Below are 21,408 nucleotides of genomic sequence, written 5' to 3' on the forward strand. Positions count from 1 at the left end.
TGACATCACACGGATTGAACTCTTTTTTGGATGAAATGGAAATAATAAAGAAGCTTGTGGTTTTGGGGGAGTTTGGAGAGGAGTCACTATAGTTTGTAGTAGGCTTTTCCTTTGCCCTACTTTTAAGAGGTGAGTGAGGTTAAAAAACTACTATCTTAACATTATTTTTTAAACTGTTTACTTTTTGTTGACGTCAAACATTCCGGTGTTTTATTTTTCAGGATTAATCCGTAAAAGATTTAACTCTTCCCCCTTAGTTAATTTCTTCAGTTTTTTTCCTGTGATATTAAACCAACCATATTTACTATCAAGTATTATGATTACTAAACCATTTTCAAAATATTCTACTCTATAGTACTTTATAGGGATTACCTCCTTTTCGATCTTTTATAATCACAAACTTGCTCCCTTCCACATATCCATATTGTTTACTTCTCTCAGCAAATTCCCAAAAATCATCCTCATTAACAACTGCAGTGCTTAAAATAAGTAGTGTGGGTTTCCTCAAGCTCCTTTTCATTATAAAAATGTGGTGAGGTGATATAGTTGATATTTTTTCTTTCTCAAAAGCTAGTATTTAGGTTGGATAGTGTTAAGTGACTTTTGCCAACAGAATAAACCGTAGCATTCCATTGAATCATTCATTTATTGATCTGAATGAAAATATGATTGGAAAAATCAATGAGTTTTTCTTTCCCTAAAAAAGTAACTAATCCGTTTAACCGTTACTTTTGTGTAAAATTAAATTAATCTAAATAAATATAAGATGAAGCTTTCCCAATCAAATAGTGCCTTTAAGGCCATTTTTTTATTGTATTTAATCTTGCTTGGATTTACATTTCCCGCCTCGGGACAGCAAGGGCAATCATCGGTACGCGGAAAGGTCGTTGACAATGAAGGTCGGCCGATTTCCTATGTAACTATTCATTTCACAGAACTTAATAAGGGATCCCTTTCCGACAACAATGGAGACTTTGTAGTAGAAAATTTACCAGCTGGAAATTACCAACTGGTAATCTCTCATTTGAACTTTGGAGAAAGGAATATGCAAGTTGAGCTCAAGCCAAGTGAGAAAAAAGACCTTGGGCAATTAGTGCTTTATGAAAACGGGAGCGACCTTCAGGAAGTAGTTGTGGCCGATAGTAAAGTGAACCGCTTTGCAGGTAAGGCTACCGATTATGTGGCACGTATGCCATTGGAAAACCTTGAAAATCCTCAGGTATACAGTATGGTGACAAAAGAACTCCTTCAGGAGCAGGTTTTGACCGACATTGACCAGAGTGTCAGGAATGCGACCGGTGTGGTGCCCGTCATTTATCCATCTGGAGGCTTTGCTGCCACCTTCCGGGGTTTCAATGTCGGGATCAATTCCAGAAATGGCATGGAGACCTCTTCTGGCAGGTCCAGTGTGGACATTGCTAACATCGAGCGGATCGAGGTGCTGAAAGGTCCATCGGGGACCTTGTTTGGGAGTAATGTTTCTTCTTTCGGAGGTGTGGTAAATTTGGTCACAAAAAAGCCAATGCAAGAAAAGTTGACCGAAATAAGCTATACCACGGGAAGCTTTAACCTGCACCGGATCACAGCTGACATCAATACTCCCCTGACTCAGGACAAGAAAACCCTGTTCAGGTTAAATACCGCGCTGAACCGTCAAAAAAGTTTTCTGGATTACGGGTTTAACAACACCTTTCTGATTGCACCGAGCCTAAAGCACATTGCTAGCGACAGGCTATCGTTTACCTTGGACGCAGAGCTGTTCAATGCCAAAAGCACCCGAACATTATATTCCAGGTATGATGCCAATTCTGGAATTACCGGTCCAGAAGAGCTGTTGATTGATTATAGGAAAGCCCTTTTTCATGAAGATGCCAATGCAGCCACATCCTCACTGAAACTATTTACCCAAGCCCAGTACCAACTGTCAGAAAACTGGATATCGACGACCTTGTTTTCTTTTGTGGAAGAGGACGTGGACCAGAGTTACCAGTATTACGCGACTTGGCTTTCGCCGAGTCTGGCTGCCAGGAACATAGGCAATTGGGGGCCGATCTATACCAGTTATACCAATATCCAGGAAAACATCAACGGGGAATTTGCTACCGGAGGTATTCGTCACAAAATGCTCATAGGAGCGAGTTTGAGGTTTATGGATGCTAGGAGTGAGGCAGCCACATCAGGATTTATAGACACTGTAGATGTAACCACCGATTTTAAGGTGTTGCGAAAGCAGGAACTCGATCCCTATATGGTACCTGGAAACTGGCCAGGATGGCACCAGGCCAATGACAATACCTACAGTGCCTATGTGTCAGATGTGATAGCGCTGACTGATCGACTTTCCACCATGCTCAGTTTACGGCTGGACCATTTTTACAGGCCTGATAATGGGGCTATCGAAGGCTATGAACAGACTTCACTGTCTCCGAAGCTCGGACTGGTGTACCAGCTGGTAAAAGAACAGGTGTCACTATTCGGAAATTACATGAATGGCTTTCAAAACCAAGCCCCTGCCAACCAGCCAGACGGGGCAATGTTGGTACTTGATCCCTTATACGCAGAACAGGCAGAAGGAGGAGTGAAGGCAGAAGTCTTTGATAAGAAGCTCACCGCCACGGTGAGTTATTACCATATAGCCATTGATAATGCTGTACGGACCAATTCTGACGGTTTTATTGAACAGGATGGCCGTCAGGTAAGTAAAGGAATCGATTTTGAAGTGATCGCCAATCCCATTGCCGGATTGAATATCGTGGGTGGCTACGCCTATAATGACAATAGGATCGTCAAGGCCAGTAATGAAGCCATTGAGGGAAACAAAGCCGTGGGAGCACCAGAGAACGTGGCCAACCTTTGGCTTTCCTATGCCCTTCAGGGCAAGCTTAAGGGCCTTGGATTTGGGATCGGAGGAAATTACGTAGGGGAGAATTACTTATTCAGTGACAATGTATTTACCATTCCTTCCTATACATTGCTCAATGCTTCCGTATTCTTTGAACAACCCTCGTGGAGACTGGGGCTCAAAGGCAATAACCTTAACAATGAGAAGTACTGGTCCAGCTACGGCGTGGCTCAGGCACCTGCCAATTTTGCTGCCAATCTTACTGTCAGGTTTTAAACCCAGGACAAAAAAGAATAGCACGCCCTAAATTTAGCTGACTTTTTGGCCGTCAGATACCCGGTTATCTGGCGGTTTATTTATTTTAATAGTATGTAAATTTTACAAGGTTGAACAGGGGAGATCAAAAGTAAACAATTGTCACTACAGCTAGAGGTAAAGACAATACTTTGGGAAGGGGAAAAAACTATTGATATGTGGATATTATTCCTGTATGGTTGGAGTGTTTGCCATTAAAGAAATTATTCAAGCGTATGATGGGAGTGAAGGAATGGAGACACATTATACTGTCCTTCATTTAGGCCAGTTTACATTATTTTGATACCCAAGACGCTGTCTGGGGGTAGTTCATTTTTAATACTTTTTGGTTCAATTTCTCGGTGACTTTAAATGTATATTAGGATGTTACTGGGCAATGAATTTATTAAAGGATATTGGATACTTTACTCCAAGTAGCATCTGGTATTCTTTACAGAATAAATCATAAGACTGCTTTGCTATCCCTTTTTTACCTTCTCTGCATAAAGCACTACATTTAATCATAATGGCTTCCTCATTCAAGGGGTCATAGCTTAACATGCAGTCAGCTACCGATATTAAAATATGGTCATCTGAAATGATTTTTATCCAATTTTCAAGCTGATTTACAATCTTATTGGAGAAATCAACTTTAAAAGGGTCAATCCATTCCGATTGTATGGAAGGACAAATGTTGCCATTGGATAACAAATGAATAACTGATAAAACATCCTTTTCAAATAGATTTGATGTGTTGGTGTCCCCTAACAAATGCAAACATTCAATATAATCACAATACACATTTGGCCCTAATGTAATCCTCCAGTGATTGTTCTCTCCAATAAGCTCTGTAGAACCCGTTTTTTCCAATAGTAATCTAAGTTTACTAATATTTACATTTCTGTTGTTTCGGGCACTCGAGTCTGTTTTGTCAAACCATAGGGTTTCATTTAATTTCAAGGATGAAATTCCTTTATCGTATTTCAGTGTGTTTAGAAAAATTAAGAGGAACAATTGCTTGAGCGTCGGTGTAAATTGTGAAGTGATTTCTTCGCCTTCCAAACTATATACCTGAAAGCCCCCTAGTAGATAGAAAGCTGATTTTTCTCTTTTCTTTTGTACTTCCCTATTGAGGTAAGATGCTGGAGAAGTGTAATGAATTGGGGTACTCCTGTTTTTTTTAAACTTGAGAAAAACAAAAGCACAAATCAAAAGCACAACTAAAATTCCCAATATGAAATATTTTAATAAGCTTTTCCATTCATTTGGAGAAGATTGGAAAACTTCTGAAGGTAAAAGGGGAGGGTAAGCTTGTGAATAAATCCCTATGCCATCAGTGGAAGAGGTCAGTGCTATTAGTTTTCGGGAAGAAGGGGCTAGAAAGACATTGCTCCATGACTCTGTATCCAGGAATTTATACGGAATGGAATCAGCATAGAACTCCATTTCAGGTTCGAAAAGACTGAAGCTTGCCAATTTTAAGTGCGTATTGTATTTGCTACTGTTATAGACCAGCGTATAAAATCTACCAAGGTCGTGATCTACTATCATGCTGGAAGATGGAACAAAGGGCGTTGATGGTTTTTCCATTTGCCAAACTTTGTTTATCTGGTTGTTGCTAAGCTTTAGTTGATATAGGTCATAGAAGTATTCGGTATTGATTCCTTGTTTTCCCATTTTACTACCGTAGCCACCAAAAATCAAAATGTCCTCATCTCCATTCTTCCCCAGAGCACTGAGGTAACGAGGGGGGATTTTTGAGGCCAAGTCCACTGAATCCCAACGATGCTCCTCAATATAATATTTGTTTAATTTGCTTTTATAGGTATAGTGGCCATAACCGCCAAATGTATTGAAGCTTTTGTCTTTTTGATAAAAGAACCTGTTATGATGCCAAAGATCGGTTTCTTTACATACTATTGGTGAAAGGCTCCATGAACTTGAGTCAAAATTAAAAATACTCAAGTCTCCAGTGTCAAATGAATACGACCATAGCTGATGGCTCAGAGGGTTGTAAGTAATGGTGTTTCCTAAACACGGATAAGGATTGCCTTTTTCCACATTGTAAGAAATTAAACTATCAGCGGCTACTATATAAACATGCACGGCACTTTTGGTAACAAAAAAAAGCTGACTGCCTTCATTGTCATGTGTAATTCCGATTAATTCATCAAACTTTAGATTCTTTCTGTTTTTCCACCGTACATGTTCATCGATTTGCCAAATAGGATTTTGTACAATGGCCTCTGAATAAGAAATCTCATCAAAAGCACGATTATAACCATGTTTTCCCAACTTCCAATTATACATTAATTTTCCTTTTCCATTGATCACTTGAATGTCCCGGAGTGTCATCGGACAAACATCTGTGTTTAGAAATGAGGGGATTTTACTTGCCCCATAAATCATCCGAAATGATTTCAGCGTTTTGGCGACACTGCTTTTTTTTGTTTTTATTTTCCCGTTGATTGATAATGATAGTTCAGAATTAGAAGGGGATAAATTGAATTGTATTGGAATCCACTTGTTGAATCCTCCTTCTGGGATTTCTTCCCATTTGAAATTGAAAAGAACACTGTCCTTTACTACTAACCAAAAGTTGGAACCTGTGGAGGCTAAATTAGAGACGAGGTCTATGTTGGTGCCGTCATTGGCAATGATCCTGAAAATATAACCATAATGTCCATCACCCTGTCTGAAATTAGCCTCGAACTCCAGGTTGAAACCGTTTTTAAACTCAAAGGGTTTTTCTGGGGTAAGGTCCAATGAAGTCCTCTTATCCTGTATGACTTCATGTGAGGAAAAATATAATCCCGTACTTAAATCACTTTGACCAAATGAATTATGAAATAAGCAAAGAATTAGGAGCAATAAACAAATGTACCTGGTTAAAATAATCACGTTATATGTTGACTCAATTTACCTCACTAATGTATTAAAAAAAATTATTGTAAACACTTCAAATTCTACATGTATGGGTTAAGTGCATCAAGAACGAAGATTAGGAAGAAGCTATTGTTTGTGAACTTTTCTTAAAGAGTCCTTTGTGAATACCTTAAAATTTGAGGCATTAAATGAGCCCTCTAGGTTTGATACGAACCAATGTAATTCAGATAAAAATTTTGTTGTCCGGTTAAAAATATGGATTAATGTAAATATTAATCAAAAATTAAGCGCTTTTTTATTGTTTATTATATCCCTGTTAATACCCCATGGTTTTCTTTGTGTGTAAGTTTTACCTCAAATCCCAAAATAACCATGAAGACACTGTTTAATAATGAATACCCGTACCTAAGATTTACCAATGAGACCAACTCCATTTGGTGCATGGATTTTTTAAATCTTTTAGCAGGCTGTATAAATACCTCAGTAAGAATAGAGGGACTGATTTTTTTCCATACCATGTTGTACCCTTATTTTCTTGAAAGAAGGCCCGATTTAATTTTCCAAAATCCAAAAGAATAGAATTTGAACGGACCAAACTTTATGAAGCTATAGGTTTTTTATGGGACTATATCCTCAAACCAATAGTAAATAATGTTTTGTCCATCTTTTAATGATGCCGGTAATCTTTACCAGGTAAAATAACCCTAAACAATTTATCCATTCTTAACCTAGTTTTTATGAGAAACAATAGACCAAAAAACAAGTGTTCCATTCAAAGACGATTTAAGAGCCGTTTGTTCTTTATGGTCATGATAGTGATGACACTTTCATTTTCGGCCAGTGCACAGAACGCCTATATTGTCACTGGAAAAGTAGTTGATGAGAATCGGGAACCGATTCCTGGAGTATCCATTCTACTCAAGGGTACAACCAAGGGTACAGTTACAGATATAGATGGAGATTATTCCATATCTGTTAGCGGTACTGATCCTGTATTGGAATTTAGCTTTGTGGGATTTATTAAGCAAAGCATAGCGGTAGATGACAGATCCATGATCAATATTACCATGGAAACCGATGTCGCAGGCTTGGAGGAAGTTGTTGTGGTAGGGTATGGTACCCAAAAGAAAGAATCTCTTACCAGTGCAGTTAGCCAGATAGATTCGGAAAAAATAGAGACCACTACAAATGCCAGTTTGGCCCAAAAGCTTCAAGGGAAAGTACCAGGTTTGCAAATCAGGCAAAATTCAGGACAGCCAGGAGAGTTCAACACATCAATTAATATCCGGGGTTTTGGTGGGGCCCCCTTATATGTCATCGACGGAATACCCAGAGATGGATCCAGTGAATTTCAACGGTTGAATTCGGAGGATATTGAATCAATATCTGTACTTAAAGATGCCTCAGCAGCTATTTATGGTGTACGAGCAGCCAACGGGGTCATTATTGTGACCACCAAAAAAGGAAAGGAAGGTAAGGCCAAATTCAATTATAATGGAACAGTTGGTATACAAAATCCAACTGATGTTCCTCGAATGGCAACTGCAAGTGAATGGGCACAAATGAGAAATGATGCAGCTTTGCTCGGAACCGGAAGCCCTTTCTATTCCGAAGAGATATTGCAAAACTATATTGATGGTGTTCCAGGTTACGAAAGTACCGATTGGTACAGTGAGACCATGAAAAACTATGCTCTCCAATATCAACATAATCTCTCAGCCAGTGGTGGAAGCGATGACGTTAGGTACTTTATCAGTGGAGGGTACTTTAACCAAGGAGGTTTGCTGGAGACCAATGACATCAAATACGAAAGATATACATTACGTTCCAATGTGACCGCGAAACTCACCAGTAATTTGGAAGCCAAAGTTTTTGTGGCCGGGAGGGTGGATGCACAAAGTCAGCCTGGAGAAAATTTCTTCAACATCTTCAAGGGAACAAGAACTACTTTACCGATAGAAAAACCCTTTGCCAATAACAACCCATTGTATCCAGGGATAGTTAGCTCAGGACAAAATCCTGTAGCCCTTTCCAACAGGGAGCTTACAGGATATAATGAAACTACCGATAAAAATATCCAATCTCTCGTAGGACTGGAATACAAAGCTCCATTTTTGGAAGGATTGACACTTCAGGGAAATGTGGCCTATGACTTTACCCAAAACAATAACAAGAACCTGTTCAAAAGCTACAGGCTATATGAATATGATTTTGAGGATGATTCTTTTGTTTCCCAAACACAGCGTTCGGGAAATGCCAATATCTCAAATAGGGCTTCCGATTTCAATAGACTTACACTGCAAGGCCAAGTTTCATATGAACGGTTATTTGGCGACCATCATGTAAGTGGTACAATGGTTTACGAGCAACAGCAGACTTGGTCCCGATGGATGTCCGCACTCCGATATTACGATTTCTATACCAATGATCAGATAAATTTTGCCGGACTGAACAATCAGCAAGCCCAAGGGCTGGAGGACAAGACGGGTAGGATATCCTATGTGGGTAAATTCAATTATGATTACAAAGGAAAATATTTGGTGGAATTTGCCTTTAGGGAAGATGGCTCTTACAGGTATCACCCCAATAGCCGATGGGGCTTTTTTCCAGTTGGATCAGTGGGGTGGCGAATTGCTGATGAGTCTTTTATGCAGCATGTTAGTTGGCTTTCAGACCTTAAACTGCGTGCCTCATATGGTATGGTGGGAGAGGATGCTGGTGCTCCTTTCCAATATGTAGCTGGATTTTCCACATCAGGTGGCAGAGGTTACGAATTCGAAAATAATGTCTACAGTGTTGGAGCAGTTTCACCTGGTATTGTCAATGAAAACCTGACTTGGTTTACATCCAAACTTCTTGATATTGGAATTAATCTTGGTTTATGGGATGGTAGATTCAATATGGAGTTTGACGTCTACCAAAGAAATAGAGAGGGGTTACTTGCAGTAAGGAACCAATCCCTGCCCAATACCTTCGGGGGATCCCTGCCAGAAGAAAACCTGAACAGTGATCAAGTGAGGGGCTTGGATATGATGCTTTCTTACCGTAACCGAATAGGAGACTTCAGCTATGGGATTTCAGGGAATTTTAATTACGCACGTACTAAGAACATCTATGTGGAAAGAGGCCCTTTCTTGAATAGTATGGATAGGTGGCGGGGAGGAAATCTCGATAGATATAATGATGTTGTTTGGGGCTATGAGTACCTCGGACAGTTCCAGAATGAAGAACAAATCATATATGCCCCCATCCAAAATGGGGATTTGGGCAACTCAAGGGAACTTCCCGGAGATTTTCAGTACAAGGATGTCAATAATGATGGAGTGATCAACGGGGATGACATGTTGCCCATATTTTGGAATGGGACCCCAAAAATGTTTTTTGGTTTAACAGTGGACGGGAAGTACAAGAACTTTGATTTCAGCCTGCTTTTTCAGGGAGCTGCCAAATATTCTGTCAGATTTCAGGAGGTCTATGCTGAGATACTTGCCTTTAAGGGAAGCAATACTCCCGCTTACTTCTTCGACCGATGGCATAAGGCAGACCCTTACAATCTGGATAGTGAATGGATTCCGGGAAAATGGCCTTCATCAAGGTTGGTTGAGAATGTGGGGATGTTGTATGCAGAAAGTGAAAAGTGGAGAAGAGATGCTTCTTATGTTCGTTTTAAGAGCGCAGAAATAGGATATACTTTTTCTGGAAACTTACTTTCCAAGATCGGATTTGATAGACTCCGGGTTTATGGCAATGCCCACAATATATTTACAATTACCGATCCTTTCGTAAAACCATTTGATCCAGAAAAACTAGAAGGACTTTTCAATACAGGGTTTACCTATCCCTTACAAAGGAGTTTCAATTTTGGTCTTAATGCTAGTTTCTAAATCAAGTTAACCATGAAAAAACTAATATATATATCAGCCATCCTATTTTATTTGATAGGTTTTACCAATTGCAACAGCGTCTTGGACTTGGAACCTTTGGATAGAATTCAAGGAGAGGATCTATTTAGTGATCCTGAGGGAGTGAGACTTTATATGGCAAATCTGTATGCACAGCTTCCTACAGAAGATTTTACCTTTTTCAGAAATGGATTTAATATCAATAGCGGTGATCCAAATAATGGGGGATTTGTGGCTGCTATGCTGACTGATGAAGCGGTACATTCTGAATTTGGGGACTTTATGCGCAATGAGGATTTTGGCTGGTGGGAACCTGCCTATTCTCTTATCAGGGATGTTAACCTTTTATTTGATTATATCCCGCAATTGAATGTGACAGAAGAAGACAAGGCCATGCTACTGGGAGAGGCATCTTTTATCAGAGGTTACGCATATTTCGGTTTGGCTAAAAGATATGGAGGAGTATCCTTAATTACAGCTACTCAATCTTATGATGGAGATATTGATGCTTTGAAAGTGCCCCGGTCAACCGAAAAGGAAACATGGGATTTTGTAATGGCAGAATTGTCTACGGCAGCAGAAAACCTACCGGAAATTTGGCCAGGAGGAGAAAGAAGAGCTACAAAATGGGCAGCATTGGCACTTCAAGCCAGGGCAGCACTTCATGCGGCATCTATTGCAAAGTTTGCCGATAAAGCTCCGTTCTCGGGAGATGCTGCAGAGCAGCAATTGATCGGACTACAGCCCAATCAGGCAAATGATTATTACCAAATCGTTATCGATGCGGCTGAGGAAATCATAAATAATAGTCCACATGGGCTTTTCAGACCGGATCCTTCCAGTCCTGCAGATGCAGCCGAAAATATTCGTTTGATGTTTCAAGATCCCAATATAGCACTGGAGGAAGCCATTTTTATCAAAGGTTATGCTCTCCCAGGCACAGATAGAGGACATAATTATGATATATGGTTCCAGCCTGCTCAGCTGGCAAACGGATGGCCCCATCCTGGAAGGATGAACCCTACACTTGATCTAATAGATGTTTATGAAACTTATGATAATCCTGGAGAAATCGTTCCGGTAGTGACAAGGGCTGATGGTGTGACAGATAATTACAATGGATTCAGTGAGTCAACGGATTACCTCCATTTTTCCGACCCTTTGGAGCTTTTTGCCAATAGGGATGCACGCTTTCACGCGACAGTGGTGGCACCAACAAGCGAATGGAAAGATAGAGAAATCATTATCCAAGCAGGATATGTCAAGCCAGACGGCAATGCAGTGATCCGGACTAAAGACCAAATCCAAGTAAATGGTCAAATGTACTATACATATGGAGCTCCTAGCACCACTCAATATTCTGGCTTTGATGGTTTTGGAGGAAATAATACCCGTACTGGATTTTCATTTAAGAAATTTCTTAACCAAAATACCCCTGTCACCCCGGGTTGGAACCAAAGTACAACCGATTTTATGGATATGCGCTATGCAGAAGTGTTATTGAATTATGCAGAAGCGGTTGTGGAAAGTAATCTTGGGGATGTGGCTTTGGCAACCAAAGGCTTGAATGATATCCGAAGAAGGGCAGGACATACTGTAGAAGTACCTCTCACACTGAGAAATGTGATGCGGGAAAGAAGGGTTGAATTGGCCTTTGAAAATAAAAGATATTGGGATTTGATTCGTCGTAGGGAATATGAAGAAGCATTTAATAATCGTAGAATTCATTCCCTTTTTCCACTTCTTGATCTACGGATGGATGTACCACAGTACATCTTCGTTAGGAGCTATACCCCAAATTTGGAGCAGCGGAATTTTGATCCCAAATTTTATTACAGACCCATTCCCGGTATCAGTGGTAACGGCCTTGTCCAAAATCCACAATACTAAAATCTCCCAATCAACAAAATTGATAACATTATGAAAAAAAGATCATTATTTATATTAGTCTTGATCACATCTTTGTGTATTTCATGTGATCTCGATAATTATGAAGGCCCTTCTGCAGGACTATCCGGCCGATTTATCGATTCGGAAACTGGAGAATTGGTGGAACAGGATATTGTTAGAGGGACAGTTATTCAGTTGACAGAACATGGCTATGATCCAGTGGCTCACCAATACTTGGTTGTTAAAAACGATGGTTCCTACGAAAATTCCATGCTGTTTGAAAATACCTATACCGTGCAGCCGGTTAGAGGGAATTTTGTACCAGTTGAACCCATGGAAATTTACATTTCAACAGGTACGGTACAGGACTTTGAAGTCTTACCTTATCTTCGGATCAAGAACCTGGACATTCAGGTGACGGAGCAAAAAATCGTCGCCACTTTCAATGTGGAACAGAACGTCATCAATAATATCAGTAGGCTTGGACTGTACCTGCATACAGAGCCTTCAGTGGGAGAGCCCATACATTCCCTTTCAGCAGAAATGAACTTGGGGCGTACAGTTGATGAAAGCGAGACCTTCACATTAGAAATAGATTTGGTGGCTAATAGCAGTCTGGTGGATCCTGATGACAGACATTTTGTACGGGTAGGAGGACTTGCGGATGCCGCCGAAGCCAAGTTTAATTACGCCAGTGCACAGGAGGTAGAGCTATGAACCGGTATCCACTTACGGTGATATTGATCCTGCTTATATTGGTTTCCTTGGTGTGTGGGTGCTCAGCAGAGGAGTCTCCTGAACCTGAAAAGGTAGATCCAGTGCCATCAAAGGAGAAAGAATATGATGAAACGGGTTTACTTTATACTTCTGTGGAAGGTTTGGTAATGGCTGGATACCAAGGCTGGTTTGGAGCGGAAGGTGACGATTCGGGAAGAGGCTGGTACCATTACCAAAACCAGTGCGGGTTCATGCCAGGGTGTTCCACTATTGACATGTGGCCGGATATGACAGCCTATTCGGATAAGTACACCAGCCCATTTGTATATGCTGATGGTTCCCCTGCTTTTCTCTTCAGCTCCTTCGATGAGAGTACCATTGATCTACATTTTAAGTGGATGAAGGAATATGGTATTGATGGGGTGTATATGCAGCGGTTTGTGGCCGAAGTACGACCTTCAAATGAAAAAGGAAAGCGGCATTTTGACACGGTATTGGAACACGCTTTGAAAGCGGCGAAAAAATACGATAGGGCCATCTGCATCATGTATGACCTCAGCGGTGCCACCGCTGAGGAAGTCAGGGGGTTTGTGGAGCAGGATTTCAGGGAGTTGGAGAACAAGTTTGGTTTATTCGATAATGAAACCAACCCGACATACCTGAGACATAATGGAAAGCCCCTCGTGGCCGTGTGGGGAGTGGGGTTCAATGATAACCGTCCTTATGATATTGAAGATGCCTCCGTCATGGTGGAAGGACTAAAAGGCGATGACAACAGGCTTTCGGTTATGCTGGGAGTTCCCTACCGATGGAGGACTTTGGGCGATGATACGGTGGATGACACCGGGCTACATGACCTGATCAAGGATTGCGATGTGATCATGCCGTGGGCAGTGGGACGGTACAGTTCTGACAATTACGCTAATGTGGCCGGGCAGACCCTGGCCGGAGATGTCCAATGGTGCTCAATAAATGGTGTCGACTACATCCCGCTGGCCTTTCCGGGCTTTAGTTGGGGAAATATGTATGCTGGTAATCCCTATAATGCCATTCGCAGGGAAAAGGGTGACTTCTTCTGGAAACAGGTGGCGGGTGCTAAAATGTCAGGCGCATCATCGCTGTACATAGCCATGTTTGATGAAATCGATGAGGGAACGGCCATCTTCAAGGTCAGCCATGAAGGCGATACTCCGCTCAATGGCGACGGTAAATTCATTGGAATCGACCCGGAATTGCAGACGGACCATTACTTATGGCTGGCAGGGGAAGCGACCAAATGGTTTCATGGGATTGCAGGATATGGAGCACAGCAACCTGAGCGATAAACAAAGTAATAATCGGGACTTGCCTGCCATTGATGTTGATGACAGGTGGCCCTTTATTTTCTACAAAATGAAGAAAAATACAAGAACAGACAAAAAAATTATATTGAGTATACTGCTCATCCTGACCCTCATCGATGGTAGTTTGGCGGTGAATGGTGCCCGGAGCATCCGTGAATTCGGGGTGCTTCCCCAAAATAGCCCTGAAGAAAACACCAACAACCTTCAAGAAGCAATTAACTGGGCAGAAGAATTTGGGGCAGCTCTTTACGTAGAGCCTTCCGACGAGCCTTATCCCGTTTTAGATGGGATCGTGTTGAAACGCAATGTCTCATTGATCGGCGTGCATGGCCCAACACCCAGAGGCACGAGGCATCCCTCAAAGAAGGCTCCCGTGGGCAGTGTATTTAAAATCACCGGTCAGAAAAATCCATTTATCACAGTGGAATCCGCCACCCAAATACGTGGAATACAGTTTTGGTATGCCGAGCAAGAGCTGGAGGATCCCTCAAAGGTCATCGCTTACCCTCCCACAATTCAGGTCAGCAAAACTTCCAAGACAGAAGGAGTGACCCTGACCAACCTTACTTTCTATGGGGAATACACTGCTATGGATTTTGATGCTAGCCGCCAAAATCCCTGCGAATTGATTCTTATAGAGCACTGCTATGGTTATCCGCTGGGAGGAGAATTTATCCGTATTGACTACTGCTACGATATCCCCCGCTTTCTGCATTGCCATGTCAATCCATCCATCATGCGCCAGATCGGCGATCATTTTTCCAAAGCAGTGATCGATGCTGTGGTGGATAAGGGAACCTTTGCCTATGCCATCAACCATACCGACAATGCACAGCTGATTGATGTTTTCACTTTTGCTACCTATGGCGGGGTTTTGCTGGGAGAAGAAAGTTACGGCCAACTGACCAATTTCAATTTGGATTGCGTGGCAGTGGGTATCCATAAAAAAGGAGCCAATACCAAAAATAGAAACTGGATGATTGCACAGGGATCCATCATTGCCAATGCAGGCCCCACGATTGAAGAAACCCATCCTTTTATCCTAGAAGGACAAGGCCACTCGGCTATTACAAATGTGGAGGCTTTTTCCGGGGGAAATGGTGCATTGACCAACCTGGGGATGTCGGAAGATTATATGTTGATCAGGGGGAGTGAAAAACTCACTGTTTCCCTATTGGGCTGCCGCATGCGAAATTACCAGGCTTCCTATCCGATTACGGTGCAAAATAAACAAGCAATTTTGCAAGCAGTGGCCTGTATCGATAAGGATGAGCGTCTTTTTAATACCACCATCAAAAACGGCCAAGAGCAATGATGGGAAATAAAAGACTATCGGCCGCTTGTAGAAATGTTTGGTGTTCTGCTGTGCTTTTTCTTCTGGTGGTGCACGGCAGCCAAGGTCAGTCAAAACATCAAAAAGGAACCATGTATGAGACTTATCGGGGATTGGTAATGGCGGGCTATCAGGGATGGTTCAGGGTGCCCGAAGATGGTGTTATGTATCCCGACGAAGCAAAAATACGAATCGATATGTGGCCAGAAACAGAAGAGTACGAAAAGACCTATCCTACAGGATTAAAACATGCTGATGGCAGCACAGCACGTTTTTTTAATTCCGCGGATAAAAGCACCATAGACCTTCATTTCCAGTGGATGAAAGACTATGGAGTGGACGGGGTGTTCATGCAGCGTTTTTTCAATACGGCCAGGCAATCTGCCAACGCAAAAACAGCTAATACGATCATAACAAATGCACTGGAGGCAGCCTCAGCTACCGAAAGGGCTATTGCCGTCATGTATGACCTCTCTGGATTGAAAGCATCAGGCGAGGATTGCTCCGCATTGATAGAAGATTGGAAATTTTTGGTGGACTCACTCAAAGTCACTGCCCAAGAGGGCAAACAGACCTATCTGTTCCATGCGGGAAAGCCCTTGGTGGCTATTTGGGGACTTGGGTTCCCCGACCGGCCCTATGATATCAGGGATATAGGTATAGCAAGGTTTATTGAATTTCTGAAGAATGATCCTGTATATGGCGGCTGCAGCATTATGTTGGGAGTGCCCACCTTTTGGCGGACACTGGAAGCGGATTGTCTTCCGGATCCATACCTCCATGAGCTTATCAAATCAGCCGATATTGTCCTTCCATGGATGGTGCAACGATTTTCACCTTTGCTACACAATGATATGGACCGCTATCGTGACCTGATCTTGGGCGATTTGACTTGGTGTGCCAGGTACGGAGTGGATTATGTACCGAGTGTTTATCCCGGTTTTAGCTGGCATAATCTCAGCCGTTTCGAGTTTCCGGATGATATCAAGCCCGTGGGCTCCATTCCCCGGCAGGGGGGGAGATTTTATTGGCAGCAGATTTCTACCGCGCTCAGTGCAGGTGTAGGGATGCTTTATGTGGCGATGTTTGATGAGGTGAATGAGGGTACGGCCATTTTTAAAGGTTCAAATAACCCCCCCAAGGGAAATACATCACAGTTTATCGACATGGATGGTAAGCCATCAGACCATTACCTGTTTTTGACAGGGGAAGCAGCAAAAGTTCTTCGGGGTGAAAAGGAACTCAGCTTTTTGATGCCGGATGGGACCAATAGATAAGATATGACCAACTACAAAAAACACAATGAATCCATTTACAAAAAAAATAAACACATTTACATTACTGCTACTTACAGTTTCCCTGTGGGCTTATGGGCAGGGAAAGAATCCATTTATCACGGAAATATATACGGCAGACCCCTCTGCACATGTATGGGAAGATGGCCGCTTATACGTCTACGCCAGTCATGATATTGCTCCGCCGAGGGGGTGTGACCTGATGGATAGGTACCATGTTTTCTCGACAAGCGATATGATAAACTGGGTGGACCATGGGGAAATGCTGAGCTCAGAGGAAGTAAGTTGGGGAAGGAGAGAGGGGGGATTTATGTGGGCACCGGACTGTGCCTACAAGGAAGGAACATATTATTTCTATTTTCCACATCCCAGTGGTGACGACTGGAACAATACCTGGAAGATCGGGATAGCCACCAGTAGCGAACCTGCTTCCGGATTTGAAGTACAGGGATACATTGAGGGACTGGAGTCCATGATCGATCCGAGTGTATTCATTGATGATAATGGACAGGCATACTTTTACTATGGTGGCGGAGGAGTCTGCAAGGGAGGTAAGCTGAAAGATAATATGAGAGAAATAGACGGGGCGATGCAGGACATGGAAGGACTGGTGGATTTTCATGAGGCCGCTTGGGTGCATAAAAAAGATGGTGTGTACTATTTGTCCTACTCGGATAATCACGATGATGGGATTCTGCATAACCGCATGAGGTATGCTACAAGTGACAGCCCTTTGGGGCCATGGAAACACCAGGGGATTTACATGGAACCCACAGACAGCTTTACAAACCACGGGTCAATCGTGGAATTTAATGGCCAATGGTATGCATTTTACCATAATAGCTCCTTATCTAATCATGACTGGCTACGGTCCATTTGTGTGGACAAACTGTATTATGCTTCAGATGGGTCAATCAAAATGATCAAACAGACCAACGGCCTACGCTTTTGAGTACTAAAGGAAACGGAGGAACCAACCGTAACCTGACTTTCAAAGATATATGAATATGGGTACCACCTGTTTCAATTTTTGGGTTTGTTAAGGTTATAAAAGCCAGCGGTTATACAGCTGGTTTTTTTTCAGTTCTTACTATCTAATTTGATTCTTATGAAATATATCAAAGCCCTTACGATCATTGCTTTTATCCTCTTCGTCCCTTTTCCACTGGTGAGTTTTGGCCAGGGGACTATTTCCAAGAATTATGACTTTGACAGTGATGGGATAAGTAGAGAGGTATTGGAAAATTATCTAGAAAGGGCCATCACTATGGCTTTTTTTCTCGTACCAAACCATCCTGAAGGAAGCCGGACGTATCCGTATCACAACGATGATATACGTATGGTCAAGGAACTTCATGCGAAATTTATTGGAAGGGCAATCTATCGTTGGGGTGAGGAAGATCTTCTCAATGAAGATGAATTTTATACCAGTGCTAAGAAAATCATCAATAATATCCATCGAGGTGATCCTTCGGTCGTTTTTCAGGCATGCTTATTTGAAATTATCACTACAGATGTGGAAAAAATTAAAGTGCCCAAATGGGTCTTTCAGGGTATGGGATTACCTATTAAACAAAGAAATTTCAGCTATTGGGACATGTTAAACGAGCATGGTGGATTTGTCGATCATTGGGGTAAAGGAAAAAGTGTGCCTGATATCAGTAGATTAGAAACAAGGATGTGGTTCTATTACCTGTCTGGAACGTATATGAGGCTGGGGTGTGAAGCCATTCACCTTGGGCAGGTAGAGCTGATGGCAATGAATGACCCTGGTTTTGTATACTGGCAAACCATGTTGAAAGCTATCCGGGATCTTGCAAAAAAGGAATCTCGAAGGGGATGGGTGATCATAGATGCACATGTTCCAAAAGGGGGAATGCTAAAGGACGGTATAAGTTTAATCGATTTTAATTCTTTCCCGCTCAGGGTCAAAGAGGTAGTCCAAAGACCGCTCGGTGGTATATTGGAAGTAGGGCATTTGGATGCCATTTACCAAAGGAGTGATGGGGGAATGACCCCGTCTGGCTGGACCTGCGATCACCTTCCCTATTTGGTTGAATTTGATAATTTCGGAAAGTCCCGAAATTCTGGAATGGCGGATACGACTTCTCATTTTGTATGGGGCTGGGATGAGATTTCATGGTTTTCCCTCTTGGATGGCACTCAGCGTGATGAGTGGATACATTATGCCTATAATTGGCTTAAGGAAAATGATCAAAATGGTCACTTGCAAATGCCTGGGAACAGGATGATCACCTGCCCCAATAGAAGTGAAGGAAGTTATCGTGCCAATACCAAGAGTCAAGGATGTCCAATCGGTTACTCACAGGAAAAAACGATCAGTACAATCTGGGATCCCAAGGGGCATTGATAAGGTCTTTGAGTTTACCATCAAGTACACAATCCATTTACCATATAGATAAATTAACCTTTTTAAGAATATCATGAATATCCATCTGAAAAAACTATTGGCTCGGTTTTCTTTGCTCAGTATTACACTTCTGTACTCTTCCTCATGCCAAGACCGCACAGTAAGTGATTCAAAAGGAATGACCCCTGTCGATCTGGTTAACCCGTATATGGGAAATATTAGCCATATGCTGGTGCCTACTTTTCCCACTGTACATCTGCCCAACAGTTTGATGCGGGTATATCCGGAGAGAAGAGATTTTACTGGGGATAGATTACATGGCTTGCCGATGATGGTGACCAGTCACCGAGGAAGTTCAGCATTTAACCTCAGCTTTTACCAAGGCAATGAAGAGGGGATCACATCAGTGATCGATTATAGCTATGATCAGGAGAAACTGACACCATATTCCTATAATGTGTTTTTGGATGAGGCAGAAATTGAGGTGGAATTTGGACTTTCTCACCAATCTGCACGGTATGAAATCACCTTTACACAGAATAAACCTACCCATCTAATCCTCAATTCCAGAAACGGAAAGTTAAAATGGGACGGACAGGCAGTAAAAGGCTACCAGCAGATAGCCAATGGAGTAAAAGTTTACGTATACATGAAACCGGACATACCCCCTTTACAAGTATCAGGTCTTAACCGGGAAGACAGTCTTGTAAGCATGGATTCGGAATCAGGCGCTAGGGCTTTGGTATTGCACTATGATCATAGTAGTTTGCTCGCTATCAACTATGGGATTTCATTTATTGATGAGCGGCAAGCCCAAAGAAACCAAGAAAGGGAGCTGTATGGCAAAAACGTAGAAATGCTACAGCAAAAAGGCAGAGAGATTTGGAACGATGCTTTGGGGAAAATCAGCGTAAGGGGAGGGACAGACAAGGATCAAAGGGTATTCTATTCATCCCTTTACAGATGTTATGAAAGACCTGTGTGTATTTCAGAAGACGGGCGGTATTTCAGTGCGTTCGACGGACAGGTACATGAAGACGAAGGTAGGCCTTTCTATACGGATGATTGGATATGGGATTCCTATCGAGCACACCATCCCTTGAGGGTGCTGATCGATGCCGACAAGGAAAGTGATATCCTGCATTCCTTTGTGACGATGGCAGAACAAATGGATGACTTCTGGCTACCTACGTTTCCGGAAATCACTGGAGACAGTCGCAGGATGAATTCAAATCATGGGGTAGCTACTATTGTTGATGCATATAGGAAAGGAGTGCGGGGATTCAACCTAGAAAGTGCTTATGCCGCATCCAAAGGGGCCATCACTGAGAAAACCCTTGCCCCTTGGTCCGGAAGTCCTGCTGGGCAGTTGGATTTGTTTTATAAAATGAAGGGGTATATTCCAGCATTGTATCCAGATGAAGAAGAGACCATTCCTGAGGTAAGTGGTTTTGAAAAACGTCAACCAGTAGCTGTAACCTTAGGGACGGCTTATGATGAATGGTGCTTGGCACAAATGGCGTCTGATTTAGCGTATGATGCCGATTATAAGCACTTTTTGGCTCGTTCGCACAATTATCGAAACTTATTTAATGAAGAAACTGGATTTTTTCACCCAAAGGACCAATATGGGAAATTTATTTCACCATTTGATTACAGGTTTTCGGGTGGCCTAGGTGCCCGTAATTATTACGGTGAAAACAATGGTTGGACCTATCGATGGGATGTGCAGCATAATATAGCAGACCTTATCCAGTTGATGGGTGGAAGTGAACAATTTGTGCAAAATCTGGACAGGACTTTCCAAGAGCCAATGGGTAGGGGGAAATCCCAATTTTATGGGCAGCTGCCCGATCAAACAGGGAATGTAGGGCAATTTTCAATGGCCAATGAACCTTCTCTGCATATTCCTTACCTATATACTTATGCGGGACAACCCTGGAAGACCCAAAAAAGGATCAGAAGTCTGGTGGATACTTGGTTTAGGAATGACCTGATGGGAGTGCCAGGGGATGAAGACGGCGGAGGAATGTCCGCATTTGTGGTGTTTTCTCAAATGGGATTTTATCCAGTGACTCCTGGTATGCCCATGTATGTAATTGGAACTCCGTTTTTTGAACATGTTAAGATTGATTTGGGAGAAGGAACAATACTGTCCATCGAAGCAAAAAATGCATCCAAGCGTAATAAATATATCCAATCTGCAGAATTAAATGGGAAACCCTTGGAAAAGGCATGGGTTACACACGAAGAACTGTTGAAAGGTGGTAAGCTGGTTTTTGAGATGGGAGAAAAAGCAAATAAACAGTGGGGTAGTGATCCTCTTTTATCCCCACCATCATTTGATTATTGGTAAGTCTTTACATAGAGATTAGAGTATATACTTTTTGGTAGGGCTGTCGATTAAACTAATGACTGCTGTCTATATAGGTGGTTGTTATGTTTGATTTTTGACAGCCTTCTTCTTTTAATAATAAAGATGGACTATTTTCTGAATTTACATTACGGTTTTTGTTGATAGTGAAAGTGTTGGAT

11 protein-coding genes are annotated in these 21,408 nt (G+C 42.1%); 9 read left to right on the top strand and 2 right to left on the bottom strand.

The window, feature by feature from the left end; all coding sequences use genetic code 11:
* Nucleotides 1-349: 349 nt before the first annotated feature.
* Nucleotides 350-520: a hypothetical protein gene (locus JL001_RS12435; RefSeq protein ID WP_200976383.1), complete on the bottom strand. Its 171-nt coding sequence runs from the start codon at nucleotides 518-520 to the stop codon at nucleotides 350-352.
* 246 nt (nucleotides 521-766) lie between these two features.
* Here JL001_RS12435 and JL001_RS12440 point away from each other — a divergent pair, with 246 nt between their 5' ends.
* Entirely contained in the window at nucleotides 767-3,118 is a 2,352-nt protein-coding gene (locus JL001_RS12440; protein ID WP_200976384.1) for a TonB-dependent receptor, read from the top strand.
* Nucleotides 3,119-3,523: 405 nt separating this feature from the next.
* Here the strand turns inward: JL001_RS12440 and JL001_RS12445 are convergent, their stop codons facing one another.
* A complete protein-coding gene (locus tag JL001_RS12445) occupies nucleotides 3,524-5,902 on the bottom strand; it encodes a kelch repeat-containing protein (protein WP_200976385.1) in 2,379 nt (792 codons plus the stop codon).
* 857 nt (nucleotides 5,903-6,759) lie between these two features.
* Here JL001_RS12445 and JL001_RS12450 point away from each other — a divergent pair.
* The 8 genes from JL001_RS12450 to JL001_RS12490 all read left to right on the top strand — a co-directional run bounded on the left by JL001_RS12450 (nucleotide 6,760) and on the right by JL001_RS12490 (nucleotide 21,229).
* The gene (locus JL001_RS12450) at nucleotides 6,760-9,906 is read left to right on the top strand and encodes a TonB-dependent receptor (protein WP_200976386.1); all 3,147 of its coding nucleotides are present in this window, start codon (nucleotides 6,760-6,762) and stop codon (nucleotides 9,904-9,906) included.
* A gap of 12 nt (nucleotides 9,907-9,918) precedes the next feature.
* On the top strand, nucleotides 9,919-11,814 hold the full coding sequence (locus JL001_RS12455; protein ID WP_200976387.1) for a RagB/SusD family nutrient uptake outer membrane protein: 1,896 nt from the start codon (nucleotides 9,919-9,921) through the stop codon (nucleotides 11,812-11,814).
* A gap of 30 nt (nucleotides 11,815-11,844) precedes the next feature.
* Entirely contained in the window at nucleotides 11,845-12,531 is a 687-nt protein-coding gene (locus JL001_RS12460; protein ID WP_200976388.1) for a DUF3823 domain-containing protein, read from the top strand.
* Nucleotides 12,528-13,856, top strand: coding sequence for a glycoside hydrolase family 71/99-like protein (locus JL001_RS12465; RefSeq protein ID WP_200976389.1), 1,329 nt, complete (start codon nucleotides 12,528-12,530; stop codon nucleotides 13,854-13,856). Before JL001_RS12460 ends, JL001_RS12465 begins: the two co-directional genes overlap by 4 nt.
* Before the next feature lie 1,329 nt (nucleotides 13,857-15,185).
* Nucleotides 15,186-16,484, top strand: a complete 1,299-nt coding sequence (locus tag JL001_RS12475) for a glycoside hydrolase family 71/99-like protein (protein ID WP_200976391.1) — start codon at nucleotides 15,186-15,188, stop codon at nucleotides 16,482-16,484.
* Nucleotides 16,485-16,509: 25 nt separating this feature from the next.
* Nucleotides 16,510-17,454, top strand: a complete 945-nt coding sequence (locus tag JL001_RS12480) for a family 43 glycosylhydrolase (protein WP_200976392.1) — start codon at nucleotides 16,510-16,512, stop codon at nucleotides 17,452-17,454.
* A 156-nt stretch (nucleotides 17,455-17,610) separates the two neighbouring features.
* On the top strand, nucleotides 17,611-18,873 hold the full coding sequence (locus JL001_RS12485) for a hypothetical protein (RefSeq protein ID WP_200976394.1): 1,263 nt from the start codon (nucleotides 17,611-17,613) through the stop codon (nucleotides 18,871-18,873).
* Between the two features lie 73 nt (nucleotides 18,874-18,946).
* On the top strand, nucleotides 18,947-21,229 hold the full coding sequence (locus tag JL001_RS12490; RefSeq protein ID WP_200976396.1) for a GH92 family glycosyl hydrolase: 2,283 nt from the start codon (nucleotides 18,947-18,949) through the stop codon (nucleotides 21,227-21,229).
* The last annotated feature ends 179 nt before the right edge of the window (nucleotides 21,230-21,408 follow it).

Source organism: Echinicola sp. 20G (genome assembly GCF_015533855.1).
Taxonomy (GTDB): domain Bacteria; phylum Bacteroidota; class Bacteroidia; order Cytophagales; family Cyclobacteriaceae; genus Echinicola.